At 60.1% G+C, this 23,899-nt stretch carries 21 protein-coding genes; 9 read left to right on the top strand and 12 right to left on the bottom strand.

The window, feature by feature from the left end:
- Positions 1 to 155: 155 nt before the first annotated feature.
- Together EZI54_RS06020 and EZI54_RS06025 are read left to right on the top strand one after the other, a co-directional pair.
- Positions 156 to 2,054, top strand: coding sequence for a hypothetical protein (locus EZI54_RS06020; RefSeq protein WP_131480054.1), 1,899 nt, complete (start codon positions 156 to 158; stop codon positions 2,052 to 2,054).
- Between the two features lie 69 nt (positions 2,055 to 2,123).
- Positions 2,124 to 4,130, top strand: a complete 2,007-nt coding sequence (locus EZI54_RS06025; protein WP_131480055.1) for a bifunctional 2',3'-cyclic-nucleotide 2'-phosphodiesterase/3'-nucleotidase — start codon at positions 2,124 to 2,126, stop codon at positions 4,128 to 4,130.
- Positions 4,131 to 4,286: 156 nt separating this feature from the next.
- Here EZI54_RS06025 and EZI54_RS06030 read toward each other — a convergent pair whose 3' ends face one another.
- The 4 genes from EZI54_RS06030 to EZI54_RS06045 form a co-directional block, all read right to left on the bottom strand.
- Positions 4,287 to 5,564, bottom strand: a complete 1,278-nt coding sequence (locus EZI54_RS06030) for a bifunctional O-acetylhomoserine aminocarboxypropyltransferase/cysteine synthase (RefSeq protein WP_131480057.1) — start codon at positions 5,562 to 5,564, stop codon at positions 4,287 to 4,289.
- A gap of 181 nt (positions 5,565 to 5,745) precedes the next feature.
- Positions 5,746 to 7,953, bottom strand: a complete 2,208-nt coding sequence (locus tag EZI54_RS06035; protein ID WP_131480059.1) for a PepSY domain-containing protein — start codon at positions 7,951 to 7,953, stop codon at positions 5,746 to 5,748.
- A gap of 25 nt (positions 7,954 to 7,978) precedes the next feature.
- On the bottom strand, positions 7,979 to 8,407 hold the full coding sequence (locus tag EZI54_RS06040; protein ID WP_131480292.1) for a DUF2271 domain-containing protein: 429 nt from the start codon (positions 8,405 to 8,407) through the stop codon (positions 7,979 to 7,981).
- A 130-nt stretch (positions 8,408 to 8,537) separates the two neighbouring features.
- The gene (locus tag EZI54_RS06045) at positions 8,538 to 8,843 is read right to left on the bottom strand and encodes a PepSY domain-containing protein (RefSeq protein WP_131480061.1); all 306 of its coding nucleotides are present in this window, start codon (positions 8,841 to 8,843) and stop codon (positions 8,538 to 8,540) included.
- 195 nt (positions 8,844 to 9,038) lie between these two features.
- On the opposite strand from EZI54_RS06045, the gene EZI54_RS06050 reads away from it, so the two are divergent.
- The 3 genes from EZI54_RS06050 to EZI54_RS06060 all read left to right on the top strand — a co-directional run bounded on the left by EZI54_RS06050 (position 9,039) and on the right by EZI54_RS06060 (position 11,907).
- Entirely contained in the window at positions 9,039 to 9,698 is a 660-nt protein-coding gene (locus tag EZI54_RS06050; RefSeq protein ID WP_131480063.1) for a response regulator, read from the top strand.
- Positions 9,695 to 11,062 (top strand): sensor histidine kinase, encoded by a 1,368-nt coding sequence (locus tag EZI54_RS06055; RefSeq protein WP_131480065.1) that lies wholly within the window; start codon positions 9,695 to 9,697, stop codon positions 11,060 to 11,062. Before EZI54_RS06050 ends, EZI54_RS06055 begins: the two co-directional genes overlap by 4 nt.
- Positions 11,063 to 11,337: 275 nt before the next feature.
- Positions 11,338 to 11,907, top strand: coding sequence for a hypothetical protein (locus tag EZI54_RS06060; protein WP_131480067.1), 570 nt, complete (start codon positions 11,338 to 11,340; stop codon positions 11,905 to 11,907).
- A gap of 289 nt (positions 11,908 to 12,196) precedes the next feature.
- On the opposite strand, the gene EZI54_RS06065 is transcribed toward EZI54_RS06060, so the two are convergent.
- The 3 genes from EZI54_RS06065 to EZI54_RS06075 all read right to left on the bottom strand — a co-directional run bounded on the left by EZI54_RS06065 (position 12,197) and on the right by EZI54_RS06075 (position 15,617).
- Positions 12,197 to 13,882, bottom strand: a complete 1,686-nt coding sequence (locus EZI54_RS06065) for an NAD-dependent malic enzyme (protein WP_423226989.1) — start codon at positions 13,880 to 13,882, stop codon at positions 12,197 to 12,199.
- A 233-nt stretch (positions 13,883 to 14,115) separates the two neighbouring features.
- Positions 14,116 to 14,757: a DsbA family protein gene (locus EZI54_RS06070; protein ID WP_131480071.1), complete on the bottom strand. Its 642-nt coding sequence runs from the start codon at positions 14,755 to 14,757 to the stop codon at positions 14,116 to 14,118.
- Positions 14,751 to 15,617, bottom strand: a complete 867-nt coding sequence (locus tag EZI54_RS06075) for an MBL fold metallo-hydrolase (RefSeq protein WP_131480073.1) — start codon at positions 15,615 to 15,617, stop codon at positions 14,751 to 14,753. Before EZI54_RS06075 ends, EZI54_RS06070 begins: the two co-directional genes overlap by 7 nt.
- Positions 15,618 to 15,728: 111 nt before the next feature.
- Here EZI54_RS06075 and EZI54_RS06080 point away from each other — a divergent pair, with 111 nt between their 5' ends.
- Positions 15,729 to 16,631 (top strand): LysR family transcriptional regulator, encoded by a 903-nt coding sequence (locus EZI54_RS06080; RefSeq protein WP_131480075.1) that lies wholly within the window; start codon positions 15,729 to 15,731, stop codon positions 16,629 to 16,631.
- 92 nt (positions 16,632 to 16,723) lie between these two features.
- Here EZI54_RS06080 and EZI54_RS06085 read toward each other — a convergent pair whose 3' ends face one another.
- The 3 genes from EZI54_RS06085 to EZI54_RS06095 all read right to left on the bottom strand — a co-directional run bounded on the left by EZI54_RS06085 (position 16,724) and on the right by EZI54_RS06095 (position 19,289).
- The gene (locus EZI54_RS06085; protein ID WP_207389157.1) at positions 16,724 to 18,133 is read right to left on the bottom strand and encodes a 4Fe-4S binding protein; all 1,410 of its coding nucleotides are present in this window, start codon (positions 18,131 to 18,133) and stop codon (positions 16,724 to 16,726) included.
- Positions 18,134 to 18,294: 161 nt separating this feature from the next.
- Entirely contained in the window at positions 18,295 to 18,630 is a 336-nt protein-coding gene (locus EZI54_RS06090; RefSeq protein ID WP_131480076.1) for a cupredoxin domain-containing protein, read from the bottom strand.
- 110 nt (positions 18,631 to 18,740) lie between these two features.
- Positions 18,741 to 19,289, bottom strand: a complete 549-nt coding sequence (locus tag EZI54_RS06095) for an iron transporter (protein ID WP_131480078.1) — start codon at positions 19,287 to 19,289, stop codon at positions 18,741 to 18,743.
- A 437-nt stretch (positions 19,290 to 19,726) separates the two neighbouring features.
- On the opposite strand from EZI54_RS06095, the gene EZI54_RS06100 reads away from it, so the two are divergent.
- On the top strand, positions 19,727 to 20,488 hold the full coding sequence (locus EZI54_RS06100; protein WP_165495688.1) for a substrate-binding periplasmic protein: 762 nt from the start codon (positions 19,727 to 19,729) through the stop codon (positions 20,486 to 20,488).
- Positions 20,489 to 20,622: 134 nt separating this feature from the next.
- Here EZI54_RS06100 and EZI54_RS06105 read toward each other — a convergent pair whose 3' ends face one another.
- Together EZI54_RS06105 and EZI54_RS06115 are read right to left on the bottom strand one after the other, a co-directional pair.
- Positions 20,623 to 21,864, bottom strand: a complete 1,242-nt coding sequence (locus EZI54_RS06105; RefSeq protein ID WP_207389158.1) for a CgnE/CgnB domain-containing protein — start codon at positions 21,862 to 21,864, stop codon at positions 20,623 to 20,625.
- Positions 21,865 to 22,255: 391 nt separating this feature from the next.
- A complete protein-coding gene (locus EZI54_RS06115; protein ID WP_131480084.1) occupies positions 22,256 to 22,441 on the bottom strand; it encodes a hypothetical protein in 186 nt (61 codons plus the stop codon).
- Between the two features lie 330 nt (positions 22,442 to 22,771).
- Here EZI54_RS06115 and EZI54_RS06120 point away from each other — a divergent pair, with 330 nt between their 5' ends.
- Positions 22,772 to 23,251 (top strand): FKBP-type peptidyl-prolyl cis-trans isomerase, encoded by a 480-nt coding sequence (locus EZI54_RS06120; RefSeq protein ID WP_131480086.1) that lies wholly within the window; start codon positions 22,772 to 22,774, stop codon positions 23,249 to 23,251.
- A 157-nt stretch (positions 23,252 to 23,408) separates the two neighbouring features.
- On the top strand, positions 23,409 to 23,864 hold the full coding sequence (locus EZI54_RS06125) for a metallophosphoesterase family protein (protein ID WP_131480087.1): 456 nt from the start codon (positions 23,409 to 23,411) through the stop codon (positions 23,862 to 23,864).
- The last annotated feature ends 35 nt before the right edge of the window (positions 23,865 to 23,899 follow it).

Raw genomic sequence — 23,899 nt, forward strand, 5'->3', positions numbered from 1 at the left:
CCAGGCCATGGCCCGCGCATGGGCCGGTGGGTGTTGTCGGGCGTGCCAGGGGTGAAAACAGCGCAGTCGTCATAAAAGGGTCAAATCCGGGCCATATTCCGGTCATCTGCGTTTTCCATAGTAGGCGCGACTTTTTGCGTCCCATGGAGAATGTCATGACCGGATGGAACCGATTTCGCTCGTTGTGTGTCGTCGTTCTGGCCTTGCTGTCCACCAGCGTGCCGGCTGCCCCCTATACCTGGAATTATCCCGCCCCTCTGAAAACGCCGGCCGCCGGCACCAGCAACGGCAAGCTGGTGATGTTCGATGTCTCGCACGGCGGCACCGAAGGGAATGCCGACTGGGTCATCGATGGCGGTTTCTCGGACTTCGCCGATGCCCTGGTGGCTGAGGGCTACACGGTGCAGGAGTATCGGGGTGTCGACAAGAACGGCGATGGCGTGATCCAGTTTGTCGACGATTACACAACGCCGGACAGCGCCGCCACAAGCGCCAACGAAGCCGTTATTACGGCGGCGGGTATCAGCGCGGCGGATGTGCTGGTCCTGGCCGAGAGCAATCGACCGTTTACCCGGGCTGAACAGTCGGCATTGGCGGATTTTGTAGCCAGTGGCAAAGGCGTGTTCTTCATTGCTGACCACTACAACGCCGATCGAAACCTCAACGCCTGGGACAGCACGGAAGTGTTCAACGGCTACAACCGGGCCACCGTCAGTCAGTTCAACGTGAGTGGTGCCTATGGTGACCTGCGTAATCCCGGCCAGGCGGGGAGTGGCTGGTTGGCACAGACCTTCGGCGTGCGGTTTCGTTTCAACGCCATCGACTGGCTCTCGGGCGTCAGCGGTATTGTCGGCAGCAGTCAGGGGGAGGGGATTACCCAGGGTGTGAGCCCGATCCTGATGGCGGGAGGATCCACCCTGGCGATTACGGACCCCAGTCGTGCCAAGGGGCTGGTCTATTTCTCGAACGCGGACAGCCCGGCACGTTGGAGTCACGCGGTGGATTCCGGTGTCTATTTTGGCGGCCGTGACGAAGGGCCCTACGTGGCCATCTCCAAGTCCGGCGCCGGTAAGGCGGCGTTTATTGGGGATTCCAGCCCCATCGAGGACGATTCACCACGGTATCGGCGGCAGGACTCCGGCTCCAGCAAAACCACCTATCCCGGCTGGACCGACGCTGGCAATGCGGCCGTCCTGGCTGTCAACCTGGTGAACTGGCTGGCCCGGCCGGAGAGCTACACCCACTTCGACAGCAGTGCCCATCCGGCCGGCGAGGCGACACCCCATCCGATGGCCACTGAAGAACAGACGGATCCTGACGGTGGCCAGCCCTGGAGCACCCCATCCGGGGGCTACAACCCCTGGGACCCCGCCACATTTGCCGACGGCGCCTACGGCGCGCCGGATCCCACCGGCGGCGGAACCTCTGAACCGGGCGGTAACGCCATCAGCGTGACGGAGGCGCTGGCCCAGCCCAATGGCACGGCGGTGACAGTGGCCGGTACGATCACCCAGGCCATCAACGGTGAGTACGCACTGGAGCTCGCCGATCCGCAGGATGCCGCAGCCACCCTCTACGTCAAGCTCGATAGCCCGTACCGGGAGACCTTCAGCCCGCAGAACGATCCTTCGCTGGTGGGCCAGACCCTGCAGGTGTCGGGAACCCGCGACGATTACATGTCCCTGCCGAGTATCGAGTTCGTGTCTGACATGCAGCTGGTGAGCGGCAGCAGCGGCAATAACGCCGGCTGCGGCTCTGCCGATGCGGTGTCGGTCGATACTGCATACGCCAGCGCCATCGGTACACCCCTGACGGTGATCGGCACCGTCGTGCGGGGCATCAACGATCCCTACGCCCTGGAATTGGCCGATCCGGACGGTTCCACCTCGGTTTACGTCAAGCTGGAGTCCGACCAGCGCGCCTACTACAGCCCGGCGAACAACCCGGCGGTGGTGGGCCAGGTGCTGGAGGTGGAAGGCCAGCGCGACGAATACATGAGCACGCCAAGCCTGGAGTCGGTCACCCGGCTGACGTTGCCCAGTGGCTGTAACTGACAGCCTTCTATGGGGCGCTCTCTCCTGAAGCGGGCCTCAACCTGAAAGTCAGCATAAAAAGGAACTTGAATGCGTCACTTTGTCCGAACTCTGTCTTTGTGCCTGATCGCCAGTTCCGCAGTGCTAAGCGGCTGCAATTCTGATGATGAAACTGTGGCCGGCGACGCCACCGTCGATCTGCGTCTGATGGAGACGACGGATATCCACGCCAACGTCATGGACTACAACTACTACAGCGATGTGCCGGATCCCAAGATCGGCCTGGTGCGCACGGCCACGCTGATCCGCCAGGCCCGTGCGGAGCTGAGCGAGCCCGGCAACAGCGTGCTCGTCGATAACGGCGACCTGATCCAGGGCAGCCCCATGGGCGACTGGCGCCAGGCGGAAGGGCTTGCGCCGGGCGAGGTGCATCCGGTCTACAAGGCGATGAACCAGTTGGACTACACCGTCGCCAACTACGGCAACCACGAGTTCAACTACGGCCTCGACTACCTGGCGGAGAGCGTCAACGATGCCGACTTCCCGTACATCAGCGCCAACATCTTCAGGGACGACGGCGACGACAATCCGGACAACGATGAGCCCTATTTCAGTCCCTACAGGCTGGTCGATAAAGCGGTCCAGGATCGCGAGGGCAATGTGCATGAGCTGACGGTCGGCTTTATCGGCTTCGTGCCGCCCCAGATCATGCAGTGGGACAAGGCCAACCTGGACGGCCATGTCACGACCCGGGACATCAAGGCGATGGCTGAGCGCTACGTGCCGCAGATGAAGGCTGAAGGCGCCGATGTGGTGGTGGCGATCGCCCATTCCGGCATCAGCACCAAGCCATACGATCCCGCTGCAAAGACGGAGAACAGCAGTTGGTACCTGGCTGACGTGCCGGGGATCGACGCGATCATGATGGGACACAGCCACCTGGTGTTCCCGTCCGGGACCTTTGCCGATACACCGGACGTGGACATCGACAAGGGCACCATCAAGGGCGTGCCCGCCGTTATGCCGGGGTATTGGGGCGATCACCTGGGTGTGATTGATCTGACGCTGGCCTACAGCGCGGACGAGGACCGCTGGACGGTGACCGACAGCCAGGTCGAGGCGCGCCCGATCATGGTGGATGGCCAGTCCGTTGTGGAAGCGGACGGCACGATCACCGCCGCCGTTGCCAGCGACCATCAGGCCACGCTGGACTACATGAGCACGCCGATCGGTTCGTCGACCGATGACATGTTCAGCTTCCTGGCCCTGGTGAAGGACGATCCGTCGATCCAGATCGTCAGCGACGCCCAGAAAGCCTATGTGGAAGACCTGATCCAGGGCGATGTGAACCTGCAGGACCTGCCCGTGCTGTCAGCGGCGGCCCCGTTCAAGGCCTGTGACCGTAACGGTGACTGCAGCGAGGAAAGCAGCTTTACCACCGTGCCCCAGGGGCAACTCACGCTGCGCAATGCCGCGGACCTGTACCTGTACCCGAACACGCTGGTGGCGGTGAAAGTCAACGGGGATGAGTTGCGGGGCTGGCTGGAGTGCTCGGCGTCACAGTTCTACCAGATCGATCCCAACAGCAGTGCGCCCCAGGAGCTGGTCAATTACACCGGCTTCCCGACGTACAACTTCGATGTGATCGACGGCGTCACCTACGAGATCGATGTGACCCAGCCGCCCCGGGATGACCGGGACTGCAATGTGATCAACGACGGAGCCCATCGGATCCAGAACCTCCAGTACCAGGGCGTAGCCGTGACGTCCGATCAGGCGTTCATCGTGGCCACCAACAACTACCGCGCCAATGGCGGCGTTTTCCCGGGCACCGGCAGCGATCACATTGTGATCAATTCCCCGGACGCGAACCGCACGGTCCTGGCCAACTACATCCGCAACAACAGCCCGGTGACCCCGACCGCCGATGGCAACTGGTCCTTTGCCACGATCAGCAGCGGTACGTCGGTCAAGCCGGTTTTCCGGGTGCCCAATACCAACCGGGCACTCAATTTCGTGGCGGATAAGGCGCCGAACGCGACCTTCCTCGAGGTGAATGCCAACAACGAGCGTGTCTACGAGCTCAACCTGCAGTGAGCCGGGGCGTGGCGTCCGTCAGACAACCCGGGGCGATGTGGCTCCGGGATGTCTGCGAGCCCCAGCTCCCGGGGTGGGTTAACGCTGTCCGGGCGCTGGGGGATTGGCAGGGCTGCCACCCGGACAGGCCGAAGTGGCAGGGTGCTTCCGACCGTCTCAGCCGCAGGCTTTCTCCAGCGCCTGGGTCACGTCGGCGATGATGTCGTCCACATGCTCGATGCCGATCGACAGTCGTACCAGATCCTCGCTCACGCCGGCGCTGGCCAACTCCTCGGGGGTGAGCTGGCGGTGGGTGGTGCTGGCCGGGTGGCAGGCCAGGGATTTGGCATCGCCGATGTTGACCAGCCGGTAGATCAGTTGCAGGGCATCGATGAAGCGTGCGCCGGCATCGCGGCCGCCCCTGATGCCGAAGCTGAGTATGCCCGAGGCACGCCCGCCGCAGATCTTCTGGCAGGTGGCGTGGCAGGGGCTCCCGGTCAGGCCGGCGTAGTTGACCCATTCCACGTCGGGGTGCTGCTCCAGGTATTCCGCCACCTTCTGGGCGTTTTCGCAGTGTCGCTCCATGCGCAGGGCCAGGGTTTCCAGCCCCTGCATGATCAGGAACGAGTTGAACGGTGACAGTGCGGCGCCGGTGTTGCGCAGCGGCACCACCCGGCAACGGCCGATAAACGCGGCCGGCCCCAGGGCTTCGGTGTAGACGACGCCGTGGTAGGACGGATCCGGCTCGTTGAGCATGGGGAACCTGTCCTTGTGGGCGGCCCAGTCGAACTGGCCGGAATCCACCACCACGCCTGCCACGGTGGTGCCGTGACCGCCGATGTACTTGGTCAGGGAATGGACGACAATGTCCGCGCCATGTTCGAACGGACGGCACAGGAACGGCGTCGCCACGGTGTTGTCGACGATCAGCGGGATGCCGTGCTTGTGGGCAATCTCGGCCCAGCGCTGGATGTCCACGATATTGCCTGCCGGGTTGCCGATGGATTCGCAGAACAGCGCCCGGGTGTTGTCGTCGATCGCCTTTTCCACCGCGACGAAATCATCGTGCGGGACGAACCGGGTCTCGATGCCCTGGTTCGGCAGCGAGTGGGCAAACAGGTTGTAGGTGCCGCCGTAGAGCTGGCTGGTGCTGACGATGTTGTTGCCCACTTTGCAGATGGTTTGCAGGGCGTAGGTGATCGCCGCCATCCCGGACGCCACGGCCAGCGCGCCCACACCACCTTCGAGTTGGGCCAGTCGCTCTTCCAGCACCCCGTTGGTAGGGTTCATGATGCGCGTATAGATGTTGCCCTGGACCTTCAGGTCGAACAGGTCGGCGCCATGCTGGGTGTCGTCGAACGTGTAGGAGGTGGTCTGGTAGATCGGCGTGGTGGCCGCGTGGGTTGTCGGATCACCGCTGAAGCCGGCGTGCAGGGCAAGGGTTTCGGGTTTCATTTGTTCTTCTTTTTTTCCTGGCTTGAGGAATTCCTGATCGTTGTCGTGGGTCAGTATGGCACGGTCCGGAAGAAGTCCTGAAAGGCGGGATCGTTTCTGTGACCACGATCCTGATAACACCAGGACATCGGGGGGAGGGGCGTTCAGTGTGGTTCGAGAATGGGGCTCCCCGCCCTCATCCTCAATAGACATCCTCCAGGTAGCGCCCCTGCGCCTTGAGTGTCCTCACGTCCACGTCGAGGGGCGCCAGTATGTCATCCAGCGCTTCCATAACCCCCGATGCCATGTCCCGCCCGCCACAGACCAGGATCTGGCCGCCGGACGTCATGAGATCGCGTAACCGTGAGGCGTCGGCATGGAGTTTATCCTGCACGTAGCACGCCTGTTGCGTCCTGGAAAATGCCGTGTTCAGCGCGTGCAGCCGACGGTCGGCCAGGTAGTCGTGGAGCGCATCCCGGTACAGGAAATCCGACTGGGGATTGCGGCCGCCCCAATACAGGTACATGGGTTGGTGCGACCGGTTCCTGCGGATAAAGCCGGCCAGCGGGCCGATCCCGGTGCCGGCTCCGATCAGGACCACCGGCGATTTGCCCGTGGCCGGGCGAAACTGCGGGTTGTGCTGAATGAAACTCTCGACCGTGTCGCCCACCGCGAGTTGCAGAAGGTGGCCGGAACACAGGCCGTGCTCATGCTTGCGAACGCAGATTTCGGCAACGCCATCTTCGGTTGAGGAGGCCAGTGAGTAATACCGGGGCAACTCACTGCCGGGAGGCACGATGCCCATCAGGTCGCCCGCCTCGAAGGTGCCGGAGCGGGACCGGTCACCGGAAGGTGTGATGCGATCCGACGGCCTGAATCGCAGTACGCTGATGGGGGCGTCACTGTCTTCGCCATAGTCCTCCCGCTCAATCAGCGTCATGGGGCGCGTCGGCGGGCGTACGGCGGTATGGGTGAGTTCCAGCCCTATGCCCAGGGCCAGACCGAGCCGGCTCCCCCAGCGGCTGAAGGCCTGGCTGTTCTGTCGGTCGATCCATTCCGGGGCCATCAGTTGCGGCCAGCCTTTGCTGGATAGGGCATCATCAACAGTGCGGGCATACTGGCAGAAGTTGGGGAATTGGCGATCTCCAAAACCCAGCACGGCATAGGGCAGTCGGCGGTGCTCCGGCACTTTGTCGAGTCGCTTGAGAAATTCCGAGGCTGAATCCGGCGCATCGCCGTCGCCATAGGTTGCGGTCAACAGGAACAGGCGTTGTGCGTTCGGGTAGCCGGGCTGCAGGCCGTTCATGGTGGACAGGTGCACCCGGTAGCCTGCCTGGGCCAGTGATGCCTGCAGGGTTCCCGCGAAACCCCAGGTGGTGTTGCCCTGGCTTCCCACCAGGATGATGGTGTCCGCTTCCTGCGCGGCGGTGCTGTTCGGCCGTTTGGGGTGTGCCCGTCGACGACGCCACCAGGTGAAGGCTCCGGTCATGGAGAGTACCGGAACGGTCAGTGCGCCGAACCCGAGTAGCAGTCCCAGCCACCAGAGGCCTTCACCGGTATGCAGTCGGTAAATGAGCGCATAGACGGACGACGGCAGTGGCGGCTCTTCAAAGCGCATGAGCGAGCCGGTTACCGGATCGACATACCCGGTCCCCGCCGTGGTCGTGATGGAGTAGACATCCTGGGGATCGTCCGGGTAGGGGAAAACGAGGTCCTGAAGCTGGTTGAAATCCATGCGCTGCAGGGCTGCGAGATCGCCTACCGGTGCCCGGTTGCCGTCACTGACGCGGGACGGAAAAGGTGGCTCCGACAGTGAGGCGTCTGGCAAGAGTCCGAAGCGAACGGCGGACATATAACCGCCAGTCACGGCGGACAACAGCAAAGCGAGCACCGCGATGCGGCCCAACTGGCTGTGTAACCGCTGGCCGGCTGAACCCCGGATGGGCCGCATCAGGTTGCGCCAGCCCCCCATTCGTTTCACCAGCAGCCAGACGCCGGAAAGACAGAGAAACACGAGAACCGCCGCGGACAGGCCGGCCACGCCCCGTCCGGCGTCCCCGGAGAGGAAGGAACGGTGCAGGTCTTTCACCCAGCGGAAGAAGGCGGATGGCCGGTAGGGCTCAATCCCGTCGCCCGTGACGGGATTCACCAGAACGGCATCCGGTTGTCCGTTCCGGGTGAAGTAGACGATCGTCGACCCGGACGCGGTCCGCTTGATCTGGTCGGTACCGGGGTACTGGGCAACGATGTTCTGGGCGGCTCGAGCTACGCTGAGCTGGCCGTCGTCAGGCAGGACGGCCTGGTGGTGCTCCAGGGCAGGGTGCAGGGACATGATTGCGCCCGTTACCGCCAAAACCATGACCAGGACACTGACGACGAGCGCCGGTAGGGTATGCAGTTTTCTCAGCATGGCTCAGCTCCTGCCGGTAGACGGTCTATCGGAAGTCGTAGCGAAAGCTGTCGACGAAGCCTCGTCCGGCGACCGGTTGGCCAGCGCCATCCCGCGTCAATGGTGTGACCACATCGGAGGGCGATTCCCGGAAGTCCTCCACCGCGCTGTCTATGCGGACGTCGTAACCGGCGTCGATCAGACTGTCCGGCAGGTCCGCAGTGACTTTCAGGATGTGGCCGCTCTGGACACTGGCCCCGGTCCGGCCGTCGTACTCAGACCGGGACTGCCCGCCCGCGCGGGCCCATTGCCGGAGATGCCGGTAATACTTGGCGTGCCGCCCCGCCACCCAGAGTGTGCGCTGGTATTGACCGTTCCTGTCGGTCAGATACAGCGCCAGATAGGCGTCGTTTCCGTAGTAGTTGTTGAGCTTCGCGGTGAACGTGACTTCGGTGGCACTCGCCGGCGCGCTCATGCCCAGGGCCGGCACCGACAGGGTGGCGATGACCAGCAGCGCTCCGTATCGCGTGCCCAGGCGAGCACGTAGCCTTTGGAAAAGAAGGCGTATCGTCATGCGGTTTGAACCTCTCTCAGGAACGGACCATTCAGTCGTCGGATTCATGTTTCTCATCCTCTCCTTCGTCGTCGCCCTCGATACCCAGCAGTTTCAGGGTCGATGGTGAGAAGCGGGCCTCGACCCGCTTGCCCTGGTCGTTGCGGCCTTCGACCTCATAGCAGCCGTCATCCACCTTGATCCGTTTCACCTGCCAGCCCCGGCTCTGCAACGCCTCACGAAGTTGGGACTTGGGTTGCCAGTCGGTCACCGGTTCAAAGCAATCTTCATCGGCGACGACGTGGGCGCTGGCGAACGCTGTGGCCAGCAGGGCGCAGGCAAGGAGCCGTGGTTTCATGGTCGTTCTCCGGGGCAAAAAACCGTCTGGGAGTGCTTATGACGGAGCAGTGTAGGGGGGCAACCTGACAGTGACCTGAACGGCTCCACCCACCCATTAAGGTTATGGTCAGGTTCGGGAGGCATCCTGCTCGTTGACTGTTGGCCACCCGGCCGGCATTGGCGGCCTGAGTGTCTTGATGGAGAGAGATCTTTTATGCGCATCCTGCTGGTGGAGGATAATCCGACCCTTGGCGAGGCTGTCCGGGATCAGTTGGTCGACGATGGCCATGCGATCGACTGGGTGCAGACTGTCCGTGAGGCTTCGGCCGGTGCCCATACGACCGGCTACAATCTCGTTTTGCTGGACCTGATGCTGCCCGACGGCCATGGGCTCGACTTCCTGTGTGAGCGACGTCGGGCCGGTGACGTGACGCCGGTGATTATCCTGACGGCCCGGGACCAGGTGACGGATCGCATTGAGGGGCTGAACGCCGGTGCGGACGACTACATGGTCAAACCGTTCGACCTGGATGAACTCTCGGCGCGGGTGGCGGCCGTGGCGCGCCGGTACAACGGAAATCCGAATCCGATCATGGAAGTGGGGGCGCTGGTGGTGGATCTTTCCGCCCGTCGCATTTGTCGGGATGGGCAGGTTGTGGCGCTGACTGCGCGCGAATGGGCCCTGTTCGAAGGATTGCTGTATCGCCCGGGTATGCTGCTGACCAAGGGGCAGTTGGAAGAGCGCCTCTATGCGTTCGGTACAGAGATCGAAAGCAATACGATCGAGGTCTACATCAGCCGGATCCGGAAAAAGCTGGGGCGTGAGACCATCGAGACGGTCCGCGGTATGGGATACCGTCTGGGGTGTTCATGACGACATCGTCCCGAAAGCGGCCGGTGAGTCTCCAGCGACGACTGGGGCAGGGGCTCACCCTCTGGTTGGCACTGCTTTGGCTGACGGCGTCGGTCGCTGCCGGTTTTGTGGTCCGGGACGAAATGTACGATGTATTCGACAGTGCCCTGCAGGAAACGGCCGAACGGATCATGCCGCTGGCGACCCTGGAGATTCTCAACCGTGACGATGCCAGCCTGGTGTCGGCCCCTCAGGACATTGCGCCGCTGAATGATGCCAAGGAATACCTCACCTATACCGTGCGCGATGCCCGGGGCAATGTGCTGCTCCAGTCCCATGAAGTCACGCCTGACCTCTTTCCTGCCCGGCCGGAAGTGGGTTTCCACAACGCCGGTGACTATCGGTTCTACGGCGCCTCTGCCGTCAGCAATACGCTGTTTATTGAAGTGGCCGAGCCACTGGAGCATCGTCGGCGTGCGCTCTTTGAGACGGTGATGACCCTGTTGCTGCCGCTGGCGCTGGTAATTCCATTGAGTTTTCTGGGGATCTGGTTCTACGTCAGACGCAGTCTGCGCCATGTGGTGGCCTATCGCGATGCCATCGAGGCCAGGGGAGAGGGCGACCTGACCCCGGTTGACAGTGAGGGCCGCCTGCCCGCCGAGGTGGAGCCGGTCGCCCATGCGGTGAACCAGTTGATGGACCGACTGAGACGTGCCCTTGAGGCCGAGCGCAGCTTTACCGCAAACAGTGCCCATGAACTCCGCACACCCGTTGCCGAAGCTTTGGCCCAGGTGCAGCGGTTACGGCGGGAAGCACCGGACGGTCCGCTTCAGGAACGGGCGCAACATATCGAGTCGTCGCTTCGGAACCTGACGACGCTGTCGGAAAAGCTGATGCAACTGGCAAAAGCCGAGGGCGCCGGGCTGTTGAGCCGTCAGCCCCATGATCTGGTGCCGACCTTGAACTATGTCCTGATGGATTTCCAGGCGCATTCAGAGCGGATATCGCTTGACCTGCCGGACAATGAGCCTGTGCCGTCCCGCTTCGATCAGGACGCGTTTGCCATTCTCGTCCGGAATCTCATCGAGAACGCCCTCAAGCACAGTCCGCCCGATGAACCTGTGGCGGTTCGACTGACCGCTACCGAGCTTCGCGTCATTAACGGTGGTCCGGTCGTGGACGGCGACTGCCTGGACACACTCACCGACCGCTTTATCCGCGGAAAGACCGACGCATTGGGCTCGGGTCTCGGTCTGGCTATTGTCCGGGCGATCGCCAATGGCGCCCATGCGCGCCTGGAGTTGCGGTCACCCGCGGCGGGGCGCGCAGATGGCTTCGAGGTGCGGGTCCTCTTGCCCACAGCTTCCAGCGAGCACCAGGATTGAAGATCGGTCGAATCCATTCCGATGACCGCCCCCCGGACCTGGGGCCGAAATCAAGGGTAGTCCCCCGCGCCCATTTCACGATACGTGAGATCCGACGGACATCGGGCGGTAGGCGATGTATTGACATCCTGATGCGTTGGTTTAGTATCGCCGTCAGGCTGCGAGGGCGCCTGTACCCACAAAAGAGCATCTCACCTCGTTTCAAAACTCATATAGTCAATCCAGTAAAATGGACCGAGCAGTGTTGGTGGGTGGCTGCATAAAAGGTACATTTTATGAAGCGACTAAGCCTCACCCGATATCGTCATCAGGCGTCCATTCTGTTGAAGGGGATCCGTAACGGGAACCCTGAAGCAATGCGCCGCATCCGGCAACTCGCATTCTTTTCCTCCCGCAACGCATTGGACTTGCAGCATCAGGCAAAGCTGAAACACTGTCTGAATGTGATTGCACTCGAACAGGGGTTCGAGCTGTGGGCGGTCTTCAAGTCAGACTTCGAAGTCTGTGTGATGGGCGAGATCGCATCCCGTTACGTCGGCGGCTATCTCAATCATTGGTATGCCCGCTACGCCGATGCCAGACATCACCTGAATCTCCACCAAGGTTACCTGCTGCCCTACAAAAAAGGGCCCCAGCAGCAGTACTACGTCTGCGAACACGCTTACATCGCCAGTTTCGGCTTTGACCCGAAGGCCAAGGAGTGGGGGATGATCGGTTACGACCTGGTACAGCCGGTGGACAGGAAAGCACGGCTGGCGCTCCCGAAGGGCGCACCGCTGACGCCTCTGGACCTGCGTTGCCAACCCTTGATGTGGAACCACCACACCGGCGGGCTGGCGCCTTGACCAGAGACGTCAGCGGTACGCAGTAGGTCAACGAATTAACCAGACGGGACACTAGCCAGGAGGTGTGAGGAGGAACGCTCATGAGAGTCCATTCGGCAACCCCGTTCCTTGACGGTATTTTCAAGGCGCAGCATGACGAGATCACGCTCGCCAGCGTGAAGATCCCCCGGGGAATTGAAAGGATGTTTCGTCCGTAACAGTCCCCAGGATTAAATCGATCAGGCCCCGGGCCAGGACTACCTGACCCGGGCCAGACCGCAGCGACTCCGGCCCCGTTTGGGGGCCACCGTCAAATCGCACGCCGCAGGTAACGCCGGTACCGGGGGCGCCAGAAATTCCTTTCGATGTCCCGGTGGATGGTGTCGTCGTCGGAGCGTAAGGCGACGCCGTCCTCCTGCGCCTGTTTGGCGACATCGAAGGCGATCACCCGACTGATTTCCTGGATATCGGCCAGGCCCGGCAGCAGGCGTTCACCGGTTTGCTGGACGATGGGGGCCTGTTTCGCCAGGGCGTTGGCCGCGGCCATCAGCATGGTGTCGGTCACTCGGGTGGCGCCGGCGGCAATGACCCCGAGGCCAATGCCCGGGAACACATAGGCGTTGTTGCATTGGGCGATGGGGTAGGTATGGCCACCCAGTTCCACCGGTTTGAAGGGACTGCCGGCGGCCACCAGTGCTTCACCGTGGGTCCAGGCCAGGATGTCAGCGGGTGTCGCCTCGACGCGGGATGTGGGATTGGACAACGGCATTACCAGGGGCTTCTTGCAGCCGGCGTGCATCGTTTTGATCACGTCTTCGGTGAACAGCCCACGTTGGCCGGAGACGCCAATCAGCACCGTTGGCCTGGTTTCTTTCACCACATCGATCAGTTCTCGCCCCGACCAGTCCTTGATCCGGGCCGGGTCCTGGGCAAGCGCTGTCTGGAAATCCTGCAGGCCGGTCATGTCCGTGGTCAGCAGACCGTCACGGTCGACCATGCAGACCCGTTGTCGCGCTTCGCGCTCCGGTAACCCCTCGTTCGTCATGGCGACGACGATCTGCTCGGCGATGCCGCAGCCGGCGGAACCGGCGCCTAGGAAGGCAACCGTCTGGTCGCTGACCTTTTCGTTCTTCACTTTGCATGCCGCCAGCAGCGTGGCCAGGCAAACCGCGGCGGTACCCTGGATGTCGTCGTTGAAGCAGCAGGCCTGGTCGCGGTATTGCTGCAACAGGCGCATGGCGTTGTTTTGCGCAAAATCCTCGAACTGCACCAGGGCTTTGGGCCAGCGGCGCTTCACCGCCGCCATGAAGTCCGCTACGAAAGCATCGTATTCGTCCTGGCCAATGCGTTCGTGGCGCCACCCCATGTACATCGGATCGTCCAGCAGCGCCTGATTGTTGGTGCCCACATCGAGGACGATAGGCAGCGTATTCGCCGGGCTGATTCCGCCGCAGGCGGTGTACAGCGACAACTTGCCGATGGGGATGCCCATGCCGCCGATGCCCTGGTCGCCCAGACCCAGGATGCGCTCGCCGTCGGTCACCACGATGACCTTGACGTTGTCCTTGGTGGCGCTGCGCAGCAGGTAGTCCATGTGCTCACGATCGGGGTAGGACACGAACAGGCCGCGATGGTTGCGGTAGATCTTGGAGAACTCCTCACACGCCTCGCCCACGGTGGGGGTGTAGATGATCGGGAGCATCTCTTCCAGGTGGGCTTCCAGCAGGTGGAAGAACAGGGTTTCGTTGTCGTCCTGCAGGGCGCGCAGCGTGATGTGACGGTCGAGATCGGTCTGGCACAGCTCGTATTGCCTGTAGGCCCGTTCCGCCTGTTCCCCGATGGTCTCCACGTTATTGGGCAGCAGGCCGATCAGGTTGAAATCCATGCGCTCCCGGTGCGAGAAGGCGCTGCCTTTGTTCAGCAACGGCATTTCCAGCAGGGAGGGGCCGGCATAGGGAATGTACAGGGGGCGTTTTTCACTCTTGCTCACAATCACCTCGTCGATCGAGCGGGTTACGAAGGAACCAGACACAGGGGGACATTGTTAATCCCGTTTTAAAGAGTAGTTGATGTCGGTCTTCTCCGCTGTCGAGAACGAGAGTGCCCTGAGGAAACACAATCCGGTATGGCCGGGTGCGCCGATAAGCACGGCATTTGTGAGGATGGCCGCTTCACAAATGCCGTTGTGACGTTTCGGTCTATCGCATGGGCCCGTATGTCGTCCGTCGATTAAGCCGGTGATTGACCCGGCTCAAGCATGCCTTCCCAGAAGGCCCGCCACTGTTCGGGTTGGCGGTAGAAGTGGCTGACCGTCACATTGCGCCATTGACCGTTTTCCTCAATCAGCATGGAAGGGAATCCTCCCAGGTTGAACCGCTGCATCATGTTGCGCGTGCGCTGGATCTCCGCTTCGACTTTGCTTTCGGCTTCGTCCATCGCCGCGCTCCAGGCCTGCACTTCGATATCCAGTTGCCCGGCCAGTTCAGCCAGGGTCTCCGGCTGGCTTACCGGCAGACCTGACTGGTAGTGGGCCCGCTGGATCTTTTCCAGCATGTCGACAGCGCTGTAACCCAGGTGTTGCGTCGCCATAATGGCCTGCGCCGTGATGTAGGAATCCAGGATCAAGGGATCACCGGCGGCGACCTTCTTCAGGTAGTCCTCGCCAAAAACCTGCCCGGTCAGTTCCGCAATGCGCTGATCCGACGCCAGTATGTGTTGACGAAAGTCCTCACTGATGGGCGTTCTCTGCATCATGCCGCCCGGATGAAGTTGGAGGTGAATACCTTTTATTTGGTCAAGCTGACCGATAAGAGAGGAGGCGCCATAGCACCAGCCGCACATCGGATCGAAAATATAGTGGGCGTTTACCATTCCATTTCTCCCATATGGACCTTTGCACCGATCTCCAATGCGACGGGTAAGCCTGCCTGTGGATACTTTTGAGTCATGATATCCATAAGCTGTGCACTGTTATTACTGTCGGCTTTCGCTTCGGCAAAGTCCGCCAGGTAGTGCTGGGAGAAGGTAATGGCCGTGCTATCCATTTGGGTGCCTGGCGTCATATGGCCCGGGATCACGACCTCCGGCTTGAGCGCCTTCATTTCGTTGAGCTCTTCGGCCCACGCCTTGCGCTCGCTATCCGTTTGCGCATCGGCCATCCACAGGTGCACATTGCCGTAAACCGCGACGTTGCCGAGAATCGCCTTATTTGCCGGGATCCACAGGTAGGGGCGATCTTTCAATTCACCATCCGTGCCGTGGATCTCTATGGTGCGACCATCGATGGAGAGCGTCTTCCCCGGGTAGGCGGTAGGCACGATCGGATTAACGGGGGCGTTTGCGCCCATCTTGGGGGCCCAATAGGCCAGTTTCCCCTTCAACCTGGACTGGATGGTATCGCGAACGCTGGGAGTCGCCAGTACTTCGGCGTCCGGAAACAGCTCATGCAGCACTTCGGCGCCGAAGTAATAGTCCGGATCCGCCTGACTGATAAAAATGGTCTTCAGGGTTTTACCTGAGTCGACAACGTTTGCCGCGATGCGCAGGGCGTCGGCTTTGGTAAATCCCGCATCGACCACCATGGCTTCGGTTTCACCGTAAACCAGTGTCGAATTGACGTAGAAGCTGTGATCGTCCGCGTTATACACATCCAGGGTGAGCGGCTCGGGCTGGGTCGCCATGACCGTGCCGGACAGCGTAAGCGCTGCGGTTAATAGTGCGTACTGTTTCATGTCTGTCTCTCCAGGCAGTCGGTTGCGTTTGTCAGGACGCACTCTATCCCTTGTATTTGTCATGATATACAACTAATAATTGGCATCATTGTTTCTTTATTCGAGCAAATCGTGGATCGCCTAACCGCTGCAAAGGTTTTTGTCGACGTTGCAATCACCCGAAGTTTTACGGCAACCGCCGAGCGCCTGGACATGTCCCGGCCCATGGTGACGCGCTATGTTGATAGCCTGGAGAACTGGCTGAACGTCCGCCTGTTTCATCGGACGACGCGTAAGGTGTCACTAACCTCGGCGGGGGAAACCTGTTTGCCCGAGGTGCAAGGCTGGATAGGGCAGGCTGAAAAGTTGCAATACCAGCTTATGGTCCGCGACGAGCTTGTGGGAAAAGTTCGGATTGCCGCGAGTATGTCGTTTGCCTTTTCACAGCTCATCCCGGCTGTGGAGGCGTTCATGGACAAGCATCCGCGCGTGGAAATCGATGTCGATGTCCAGGAGAGCGCGGTTGATTTGGTGGCCGAGCGCATCGACTTGGCCATTCGCATTACATCGGATCCGGACCCTGCATTGATTGGCCGTTCTCTGGCGAAATGTGAATCGGTACTGGTCGCCTCGCAAACCTACCTGGATTCCGCCCCGGAAATTAAACGGCCTGCTGACCTTGGCAAGCACAAATGCCTGGGCTACAGAAACTTTGAACACCATATCTGGCATCTTGAACGCGACCGGCATCAGGAGTCTGTGGAAGTCAGTTGCGTACTCACCTCGAATGAAGCGACGACCCTGCTGAGTGCCGCCCATTACGGCATGGGCATCAGTCTTCAGCCAACGTACTTGGTAAGCGGCGCACTGGCGCGCGGAGAGCTGGTGCAGGTATTGCCCCGGTGGCGGCCGAAAAGCCTGGATATCTATGCGCTGTATTCATCGCGCAAGCATTTGCCCCCCGCCGTACGCGCTTTGATTGACCACCTGGTCGCGTTTTACTCCGACCGGGAGTGGCAGGACATTCGACTCTGATCCCCCGGGCGTACCAGTGCCGACGGTGTCCGTCGGGCGCCCGGGAAGGCCGTAGGGAAACGATAGCAGGAGGCCCCATCAGGCCGGGCCGGTTACCATCCCCAGAACAGTAACCACCAGGCCCATACGACCACGGCAATGGCCAGTGCACCGAACCCGGTGCCCAGGCATCGGCGCACGGCGTGATCGTTGTACTTGCCACTGATCTGCCAGAATAGTCCCAGCGACCAAAGCGCTGTACTGCCCAGAAGCACGGCGCGAACCGAGCCTACCCAGAACAGTGGCACGTGCTCGGCCCGCAGCATGGAGACGGTCAATGCCGAAAGCCCCAGGAACACGCCACAACCGGCGATGGGAATCAGTGCATGGGCCAGGTGGTACAGTGCACCGTGGGACGCCGGCGCCAGGCTGCGCCGGGCGGCAAACAACAGGCCGGTCAGGACGCTGCCCAGGACGAGACCGGTAGTGCCGATGTAGGCCAACAGCAGGGTGCCGTCCAGGAGGTTGAAGACGTCGTTCTGGCCGGGGTAATTGGTAAAGATCCACCAGGGCGCGTGGGTCTGGAGCGGCCACATCCAGTCCGCATCGATAAGCCACAGGGCGATCCACTGTTTGGCCTCGATGAGCCAGGGGCTGGCGGACCAGTGAAATGCACCTACGGCGATACCGCAGAGGCCAAAGGTGATCAGGATCAGCTCGCCTGCGGTGGCGCGATAGCGGCTTTCGTGAACCACTTCGGAACCCGGCGCGCGGAAGCGCAGGTCGATGGCATCGCGGTGACCCTGGCAGCGGCCGCAGGAATGGCAGTTACTGGCGCTTTGCAGGTCCTTGAGAGGCAGCAGGGTGGGACAGTTGACCGCTTCAGGGCGCTCGCCCCGTGCCCGGCTGGCCTGCCACTGTTGCGGATCCGTGCGGAAACTGACCGGCGCCAGCTTGGACAGCAGGCCGAACACGCCGTTGACCGGACACAGGTAGCGGCACCAGACACGGACATTGCGGCCGTAGAGATAGCCGACGATGAGCGCCCCCACCGTTGAGCCGCCGAGAATCAGCAGGGTTGCCTTGGGGTATTGGTAGACGCTCAGCATCTGCCCGTAAACCGTGGTGCCGACAAAGGCGACGAAGGGCCAGCCACCCCAGCGGACCCAGCGCGGGATTGCGCCATGGCGGCCATGCTTGCTGGCCCATTCACTGATGGTGCCTTCGGGACAAAACACACCGCACCAGACCCGGCCCAGGAGGACCATGCTCAGCAGCACGAACGGCCACCAGATGCCCCAGAACAGGAACTGGGCAAACAGGGTGACGTTGTCCCAGATATGCGCGGAATGCGGCGGCAGGGGGTGTACTGCAGGCACGATAATCAGTACGGCATAGAACAGGACCACCGTCCACTGGATGCGCTGAATGACATGCCGGTTCTGCTGCATTAAGCGCCCAAAGCCGGCCAGCATCCTGCTGGCGCGGCTCCGGTTGGTGTCCGTGGCAATAATCGAGCTCATGGTGTGGCACGGCCCCGGTTTAGCCGGTGGCAGGAACCGGCAGTGGGTGTCTTCAGCACGGCGCCGCCGATGCCGAACCGGAAGCCGCGGATTGCGCCTACCGCTTCGATCCGCTTCAGCCAGGATTTGAGGACGCCGACGGCCTGTACCACGAGACGCTCCTATTCCGCGACGATGCGGCCCTTGGCATCCGGCAGGTGGAACTCATCGATAAAGTCGTATTCCCCCGGCTTGAGCGGGTGAATCACCACGAACGAACTCGCCCCGGGCGCCAGCACTTTCTCCTGGCGCAGGCGCTGGCTTTCAAATTCCACAGGCCCCTGGCCGGTATTACGGATGTTCAGTTTGAAACGCTCTCCAGCCTTGACGTGGATAACCTCGGGGTTCAGCTTGCCATCCTGCAATTCCAGGTCATAGGAGGGCAGCCCCGCCGCGGCAGGGAGGGACGTGGCCAGCGCCAGAAACAGGGTGGCCGCAGACAGCAGACGTTTGGTCATCGAGCGATCTCCTCGGATCAGCGGCGGCCCGATAGGCCGCCGCGCGACGCGACATTTGAAGTGGAAGGGGGCTGGCGCACAGGCCGGTCACTCCTTCCCTTGAGAGAAACTCAGTAGCCGCCTTTCTTGCCGGTGCCGGCATAGGCGAAGTCGTACTCCAGGGTGAACGGCTCGAACCATGCCCCGACGCCGGTTTCCCGGTCCACGTGTCGCATGAACGGCTGACCGTTGTAAGTCGGCGGATGAATGGTGTACTCGAGGTGATACTTGCCGGGACCATCCAGCTTGACGTTGGCGCCATAGTGGGTGCCGTCGCTGGCAATCATGGGTACGAAGGTGCCGCTGATGGTCTTGTCGCTGCCCTTGCGCTGGAGGCTGTAGTCCACCGTCAGGTAGGGGATCCAGGCACCCGGGGCAAAGCCGTTGGGATTGTCCTCCAGGGCCATGATGTCGGCCTCAAGGTGTACGTCTGCCTGATCCGCCGGTTTCTGACCGGCCGGTTCCATAGTCACAGGCTGCAGGTAGACGGCGCCCACTTCCATGCCATTTTTCTGCTGGGGCTTGCCAATGGGGTACTCGGCGGCCTGGGCGGAAGCGGCAGAAACCAGGCCGATGGTTGTGAGGGCCAGGGCCGCGAAGTTGAACGGTTTGAATATCATGAACGGGTATCCTGCAAGATGTGATGCGTTTGAAACCACAGGTTTGTTTAAGCTGCGCCATACTCTAAACGTAATTATTCGCATTTGTATTTTTATGAGTTGATCCAAATCAAATTGCGCTTAATCGGATGTCTGCGGAGGCGGTGGTCGGGCGGATATCCCGGCTTGGTTTCGGTCCGAATCTGACCTTGTCCGGTCGTCATAGGAAGGGTTTTGGTGCCGCTGTTGCCTATTTTGCAGGGTTTGTTGCCCAAAAACGAGCATGTGGTCGTGTTCGCCTTGCCTGTCGCTATACTTTAATGGCATAGTGGAGCGTCGTGTCGGAATCGAACCCGATAGGGGGTTGCCGTAAGATTGTTCCGGACGCTGAAATACTCACTGAACGCGTGAACACTCCTTGATGGAGGACAATAAGAATGCGGTGCGTTGGAGTCGGTGTGATTCGGTTGAAACTGGGGAGTATCGGCCTGCTTCTGGCCCTGTTTGCCCAGGCTGCTTTTGGCGAGCGTCTATACCTGTACACGGTGGATTATCCGCCTTTAATGACCTCAAAGACTGGTCATTACTACGCCCACAGAAGGGAAGACATCGGGGGCGCTTGCACGGAAGTCGTGAAAGCCATGATGGCCAATACCAAGTATGAATACGTGATGAAGATGCGGGATTGGAGCCTGGCTTACGACCGCGTCAAAGCCAAGAAGAATCACGGACTTTTCTGCACGGTCCGGAACGACGCACGCGAGAATGATTTCCAGTGGGTCGGGCCGTTGCTTCCTCTTCGCTGGACCCTGTTCGCGGCGCCCGGCTCCGATATCAAGCTCGATTCCCTTGAGGATGCCCGGAACCTCAAGATCGCGGGCTACCGGGGGGACATCATGACGGAGACCTTGCTGAAAGAAGGTTTCAACGTCACGAGGCCGGTGAGTGACAGGGGGAATGCGCGCAGCCTGGAGATGGGGGTTGTTGATCTGTGGGTGACTGATCGCTTGGTCGGGCCGGCACTGGCGCGCTCGGCGGCCAACCTGACTGGGATGCGGCCCGTGCTTGAGTTCCGTGAAACCCAGACGTACCTGGCTGTCAGCAAGTCCACGGACGCATCCGTCGTTGCCGGCCTCCAGGCGGGCCTGGACAAAGCCATAGCCGACGGTACGGTCAAAGCCATCATGGCGAGTTATGAAAAGCGTGCTGAACAGGAATAACGAAAAACGAAAAACAGGGACACTAGACAAGAGTTAAATGCCCACCAATAAAAGCGCCCAATAAGATATCGAGCGTTTTTATTGGTGGGCCCTGTACATATTCAGGGATGGCTCGTGCAAATAGGTTTGGCTGATTATCTGATCCAAGCATTCTGCTTCAGTTGGTCTACAAATAAGGTGACCAGTTGTTCGGCTTGCTCTTGCTGGTAACCTGCGGATTGCACTGCGATGTCGGTCAGGTATTCCTGGGTCACAGGCTGGCGTAGCGCTTGAAGCAGAATGAGAGCCGATTCGTTGACACGAGCCGAGACAAATGTCCGGTCATCGACAACCAGTGCGCCACCATCTTCGTCGTTCCGTAAGTGAATGGAATCTACCAATTGTATCGTTGGCAAAGTGTCGTCAGCATTGTTTATGGCGGGTGGCAAGGGCGGGGCTGCTGGATCCAGAAGTTGTGCTTGCTGTGAAATAAAATCAAAGTGTACGCCGTTGAGGCCATTGCCGACACCAATATGCACTCCGGTAGCACCTTCGTTAAAAACTGTATTCAAACTCCAGTCTACTTTGTCTAATGGTACAACCCCCGTCCCTATCGCCACTTCGGTTAGGCTGCGGTAGGCATCATCTGGCCCGCACATGGCCTGTAAGCGATCAGACCACTGTTCTAATCCACGGACGATTCGGCTATTTTCCACAGTGACTTGTAAAGGGCAGGCCTGCCTTATCTCGTCAGCCAGTTGATTTATTTCTTCAGAGGTTGCAGTGCCTTGGAATTCTCGATGGGTAGCGGCCAGTATGCTATCGATACGGAATGTTCCTGACACCGTCATCTGGCTATCAACCTTACCAGCCAGATCTGTTGGCGATACAGCGACCTCAAAATAGTTTCCCAGAGCGACGTGCTCGTCATCCATCAGCTTGATACGAGTACGTCCCAAGAGTTCCAGGGTGTCCGGAAGACCGATGGTCAATTCTGTTCCAGGCCCTCGGAGGGTCACTTCCTGATCTGCCATGAGAAGTTGGGCAACCACTTGGCGGTTCTTGTAGACGGTGGCAACAATATCGCTGTAAGCAAACATCTCCAGTGAGTATTTGGCAATATCAAGGTCCGGAGAAAAGGAAGCCAACGGATACCAGAGCACGCTGGAGTTAGCGAAAATTTTGCGCAAGACGTGTCGCAATGGCAGGCTGTTATAATTTAATGGTACGGCCAATACATGAGAGAGTGCTTGTTCACTCGCCTCTATTTGCGCAAATGTTGTTGCTTTTATCTCTTGGCCAGTCAGCCAATCAACCAGTTGCTGGTTATCACTGACGACTATTGCATCCTTATCACCAAATAGCGCTTGCATGTTTTGTTCGAATTGTTCACGCACCTGTCTACCTCGTCATGTGGTTACTTTGATGGCATGGCAGCTGATATGCAGGGGCAGGATGGGATATCGCCCAGATTCGCTTTTATTACGATTGCCTGTTTTCGTTCAACGCCACTGCTCACTGGTGCAGCGCCAGCTTCCTTACCGGGGATTTGCAAAGAGCGGCCATATACTTCGCCATCACTTGCGTACCCTTCTGCAATCCATATGCGTCTTTCCATGATAGTGACTCCGTTGATGTCTAAAATCCTTTGCCCCGCGACGTAGATTGATCAATATGTTAACAGGCCAATAATCACCTGAAACAGGGCTTTGTAGGGCTCGGGAAACTTGTGGAAGAGCCGCCCCAAGTACGCGAGAGGCCCTTCCTTTTTGGCCTCTATAACAACGGTTAAATGGGGTTATAGATGATCGCTAAAAATGGCTTCGGTGCCTCATTTCCAAGCCCGAAACCGTCCGTCCCGCGCTCGTCGTCAAGTGATCCAAGGAAGGTGATTTGTGGGGCGTCCAGCGTTCCCGCCATACGTGGTTGCTCGGACAGTGTTTGAGTGGTTTCTAGGCGATATGCATTGTTCATAAGTTAAATCCTCTTTAATAGTTTAGTCTGGATTTTTCTTAATAGTACAAAAGCCAACGGCTGGCAACGTTATAATTTCAGCATGTTACACCGATTGCCGACATCAACAGCCGTCATTCACTATAGGAAGGATTTGAGGGGTGCTATTGCTGATTTTGTCGATGTTTCTGTCCAGAAACGACATATTCCCGTGTTTGTCTTGACTGCGGTTGTATTTTTACGGATTAGCGAGCCACGCCACCTGCCCCACTGTCGAGAACGTCACGGCCCACTGGAGTCAGCGCCACGGCCGGCTATAATAGCCTACCCCGAACCGGCGCGGAGAACCCTATGCCAATCGAAAAGAACCAAGTGGTCCTGTTTCACTACAGTGTCAGTGACGAACAGGGCAATGTCGTTGAAACCTCCCGTGACGGCGAACCGAACGCCTACCTGCATGGCCACGGTGGCATTATCAAAGGTCTGGAGGAAGCACTGGAAGGTCGCGACGTCGGCGAAACCTTCAGCGTCACCGTGGCTCCGGAGAAGGGCTATGGTCCGCGCAAACCGGATGCCGTCCAGCGCGTGCCGATCAAACACCTGCGCGGTGCCAAACGCTGGAAACCGGGCATGATTGCCCAGGTGCAGACCGAGCAGGGCCCGCGCCATGTGGTCGTCGCCAAGGTTGGCCACAAGTTTGCCGATGTGGACACCAACCACCCGATGGCCGGCAGGACCCTGACTTTTGATGTTGAAATCGTTGAAGTACGCGCCGCCGATCCGGAAGAGATCGCGCACGGCCACGTACACGGACCGGGTGGGCATCACTGAGGGTATGCCGGGTCGCTGGAAAGTGGGGTGACCCGGCCGTCATGCCTATTGATAGACTGTCAGTTATCTGGTGGGATAGCGCTCATGAATCCCCGGTTTTGACAGTGGTTTGCGCGTCCCTTAAGGCTTGTCGTTTGCCCACGAAGCAGACTGAAGCATGCAGCTCGGTATCATCGCAGACACCCACGGCAAGATGCGTCCCGAAGCCCTGGCGGTTCTGGAAGGCGCGGACCTGATCCTTCACGCCGGTGACGTGGGACGTGACGAGGTCCTGGATGCGCTGGAAGCATTGGCGCCAGTCGTTGCCATTCGCGGCAATATCGATAAGACAGGCCGTGCCGCGGACTTGCCCGATGTGCAGGAGTTGGATTTCTTCGGCCAGTCTCTCTACATGCTGCACGACGTCAAAGCCCTCGATTTTGATCCGCGAGGCCGCTACCGCGTCGTGATTGCCGGCCATTCCCACAAGCCCCGTAACGAATGGATCGACGACGTGCTTTACTTCAATCCCGGCAGCGCCGGGCCCCGGCGCTTTACGCTGCCGATCACGGTCGGGCGGCTGGAGGTGACCGCAGACGGGGTGACCGGTGATATTATCGAGTTGCCGGTTTGATTGGACGTTGGTCTAAAGGCGTTTCGACACCTTTC

This window comes from Marinobacter halodurans (genome assembly GCF_004327985.1).
Taxonomy (GTDB): Bacteria; Pseudomonadota; Gammaproteobacteria; order Pseudomonadales; family Oleiphilaceae; genus Marinobacter_A; species Marinobacter_A halodurans.

Bases quoted from the DNA above. Each gene is read 5' to 3' on its own strand.
- EZI54_RS06020 (WP_131480054.1), top strand. From the start codon at position 156: ATGACCGGATGGAACCGATTTCGCTCGTTGTGTGTCGTCGTTCTGGCC.
- EZI54_RS06025 (WP_131480055.1), top strand. From the start codon at position 2,124: ATGCGTCACTTTGTCCGAACTCTGTCTTTGTGCCTGATCGCCAGTTCC.
- EZI54_RS06030 (WP_131480057.1), bottom strand. From the start codon at position 5,564: ATGAAACCCGAAACCCTTGCCCTGCACGCCGGCTTCAGCGGTGATCCG.
- EZI54_RS06035 (WP_131480059.1), bottom strand. From the start codon at position 7,953: ATGCTGAGAAAACTGCATACCCTACCGGCGCTCGTCGTCAGTGTCCTG.
- EZI54_RS06040 (WP_131480292.1), bottom strand. From the start codon at position 8,407: ATGAGCGCGCCGGCGAGTGCCACCGAAGTCACGTTCACCGCGAAGCTC.
- EZI54_RS06045 (WP_131480061.1), bottom strand. From the start codon at position 8,843: ATGAAACCACGGCTCCTTGCCTGCGCCCTGCTGGCCACAGCGTTCGCC.
- EZI54_RS06050 (WP_131480063.1), top strand. From the start codon at position 9,039: ATGCGCATCCTGCTGGTGGAGGATAATCCGACCCTTGGCGAGGCTGTC.
- EZI54_RS06055 (WP_131480065.1), top strand. From the start codon at position 9,695: ATGACGACATCGTCCCGAAAGCGGCCGGTGAGTCTCCAGCGACGACTG.
- EZI54_RS06060 (WP_131480067.1), top strand. From the start codon at position 11,338: ATGAAGCGACTAAGCCTCACCCGATATCGTCATCAGGCGTCCATTCTG.
- EZI54_RS06070 (WP_131480071.1), bottom strand. From the start codon at position 14,757: ATGGTAAACGCCCACTATATTTTCGATCCGATGTGCGGCTGGTGCTAT.
- EZI54_RS06075 (WP_131480073.1), bottom strand. From the start codon at position 15,617: ATGAAACAGTACGCACTATTAACCGCAGCGCTTACGCTGTCCGGCACG.
- EZI54_RS06085 (WP_207389157.1), bottom strand. From the start codon at position 18,133: ATGAGCTCGATTATTGCCACGGACACCAACCGGAGCCGCGCCAGCAGG.
- EZI54_RS06090 (WP_131480076.1), bottom strand. From the start codon at position 18,630: ATGACCAAACGTCTGCTGTCTGCGGCCACCCTGTTTCTGGCGCTGGCC.
- EZI54_RS06095 (WP_131480078.1), bottom strand. From the start codon at position 19,289: ATGATATTCAAACCGTTCAACTTCGCGGCCCTGGCCCTCACAACCATC.
- EZI54_RS06115 (WP_131480084.1), bottom strand. From the start codon at position 22,441: ATGAACAATGCATATCGCCTAGAAACCACTCAAACACTGTCCGAGCAA.
- EZI54_RS06120 (WP_131480086.1), top strand. From the start codon at position 22,772: ATGCCAATCGAAAAGAACCAAGTGGTCCTGTTTCACTACAGTGTCAGT.
- EZI54_RS06125 (WP_131480087.1), top strand. From the start codon at position 23,409: ATGCAGCTCGGTATCATCGCAGACACCCACGGCAAGATGCGTCCCGAA.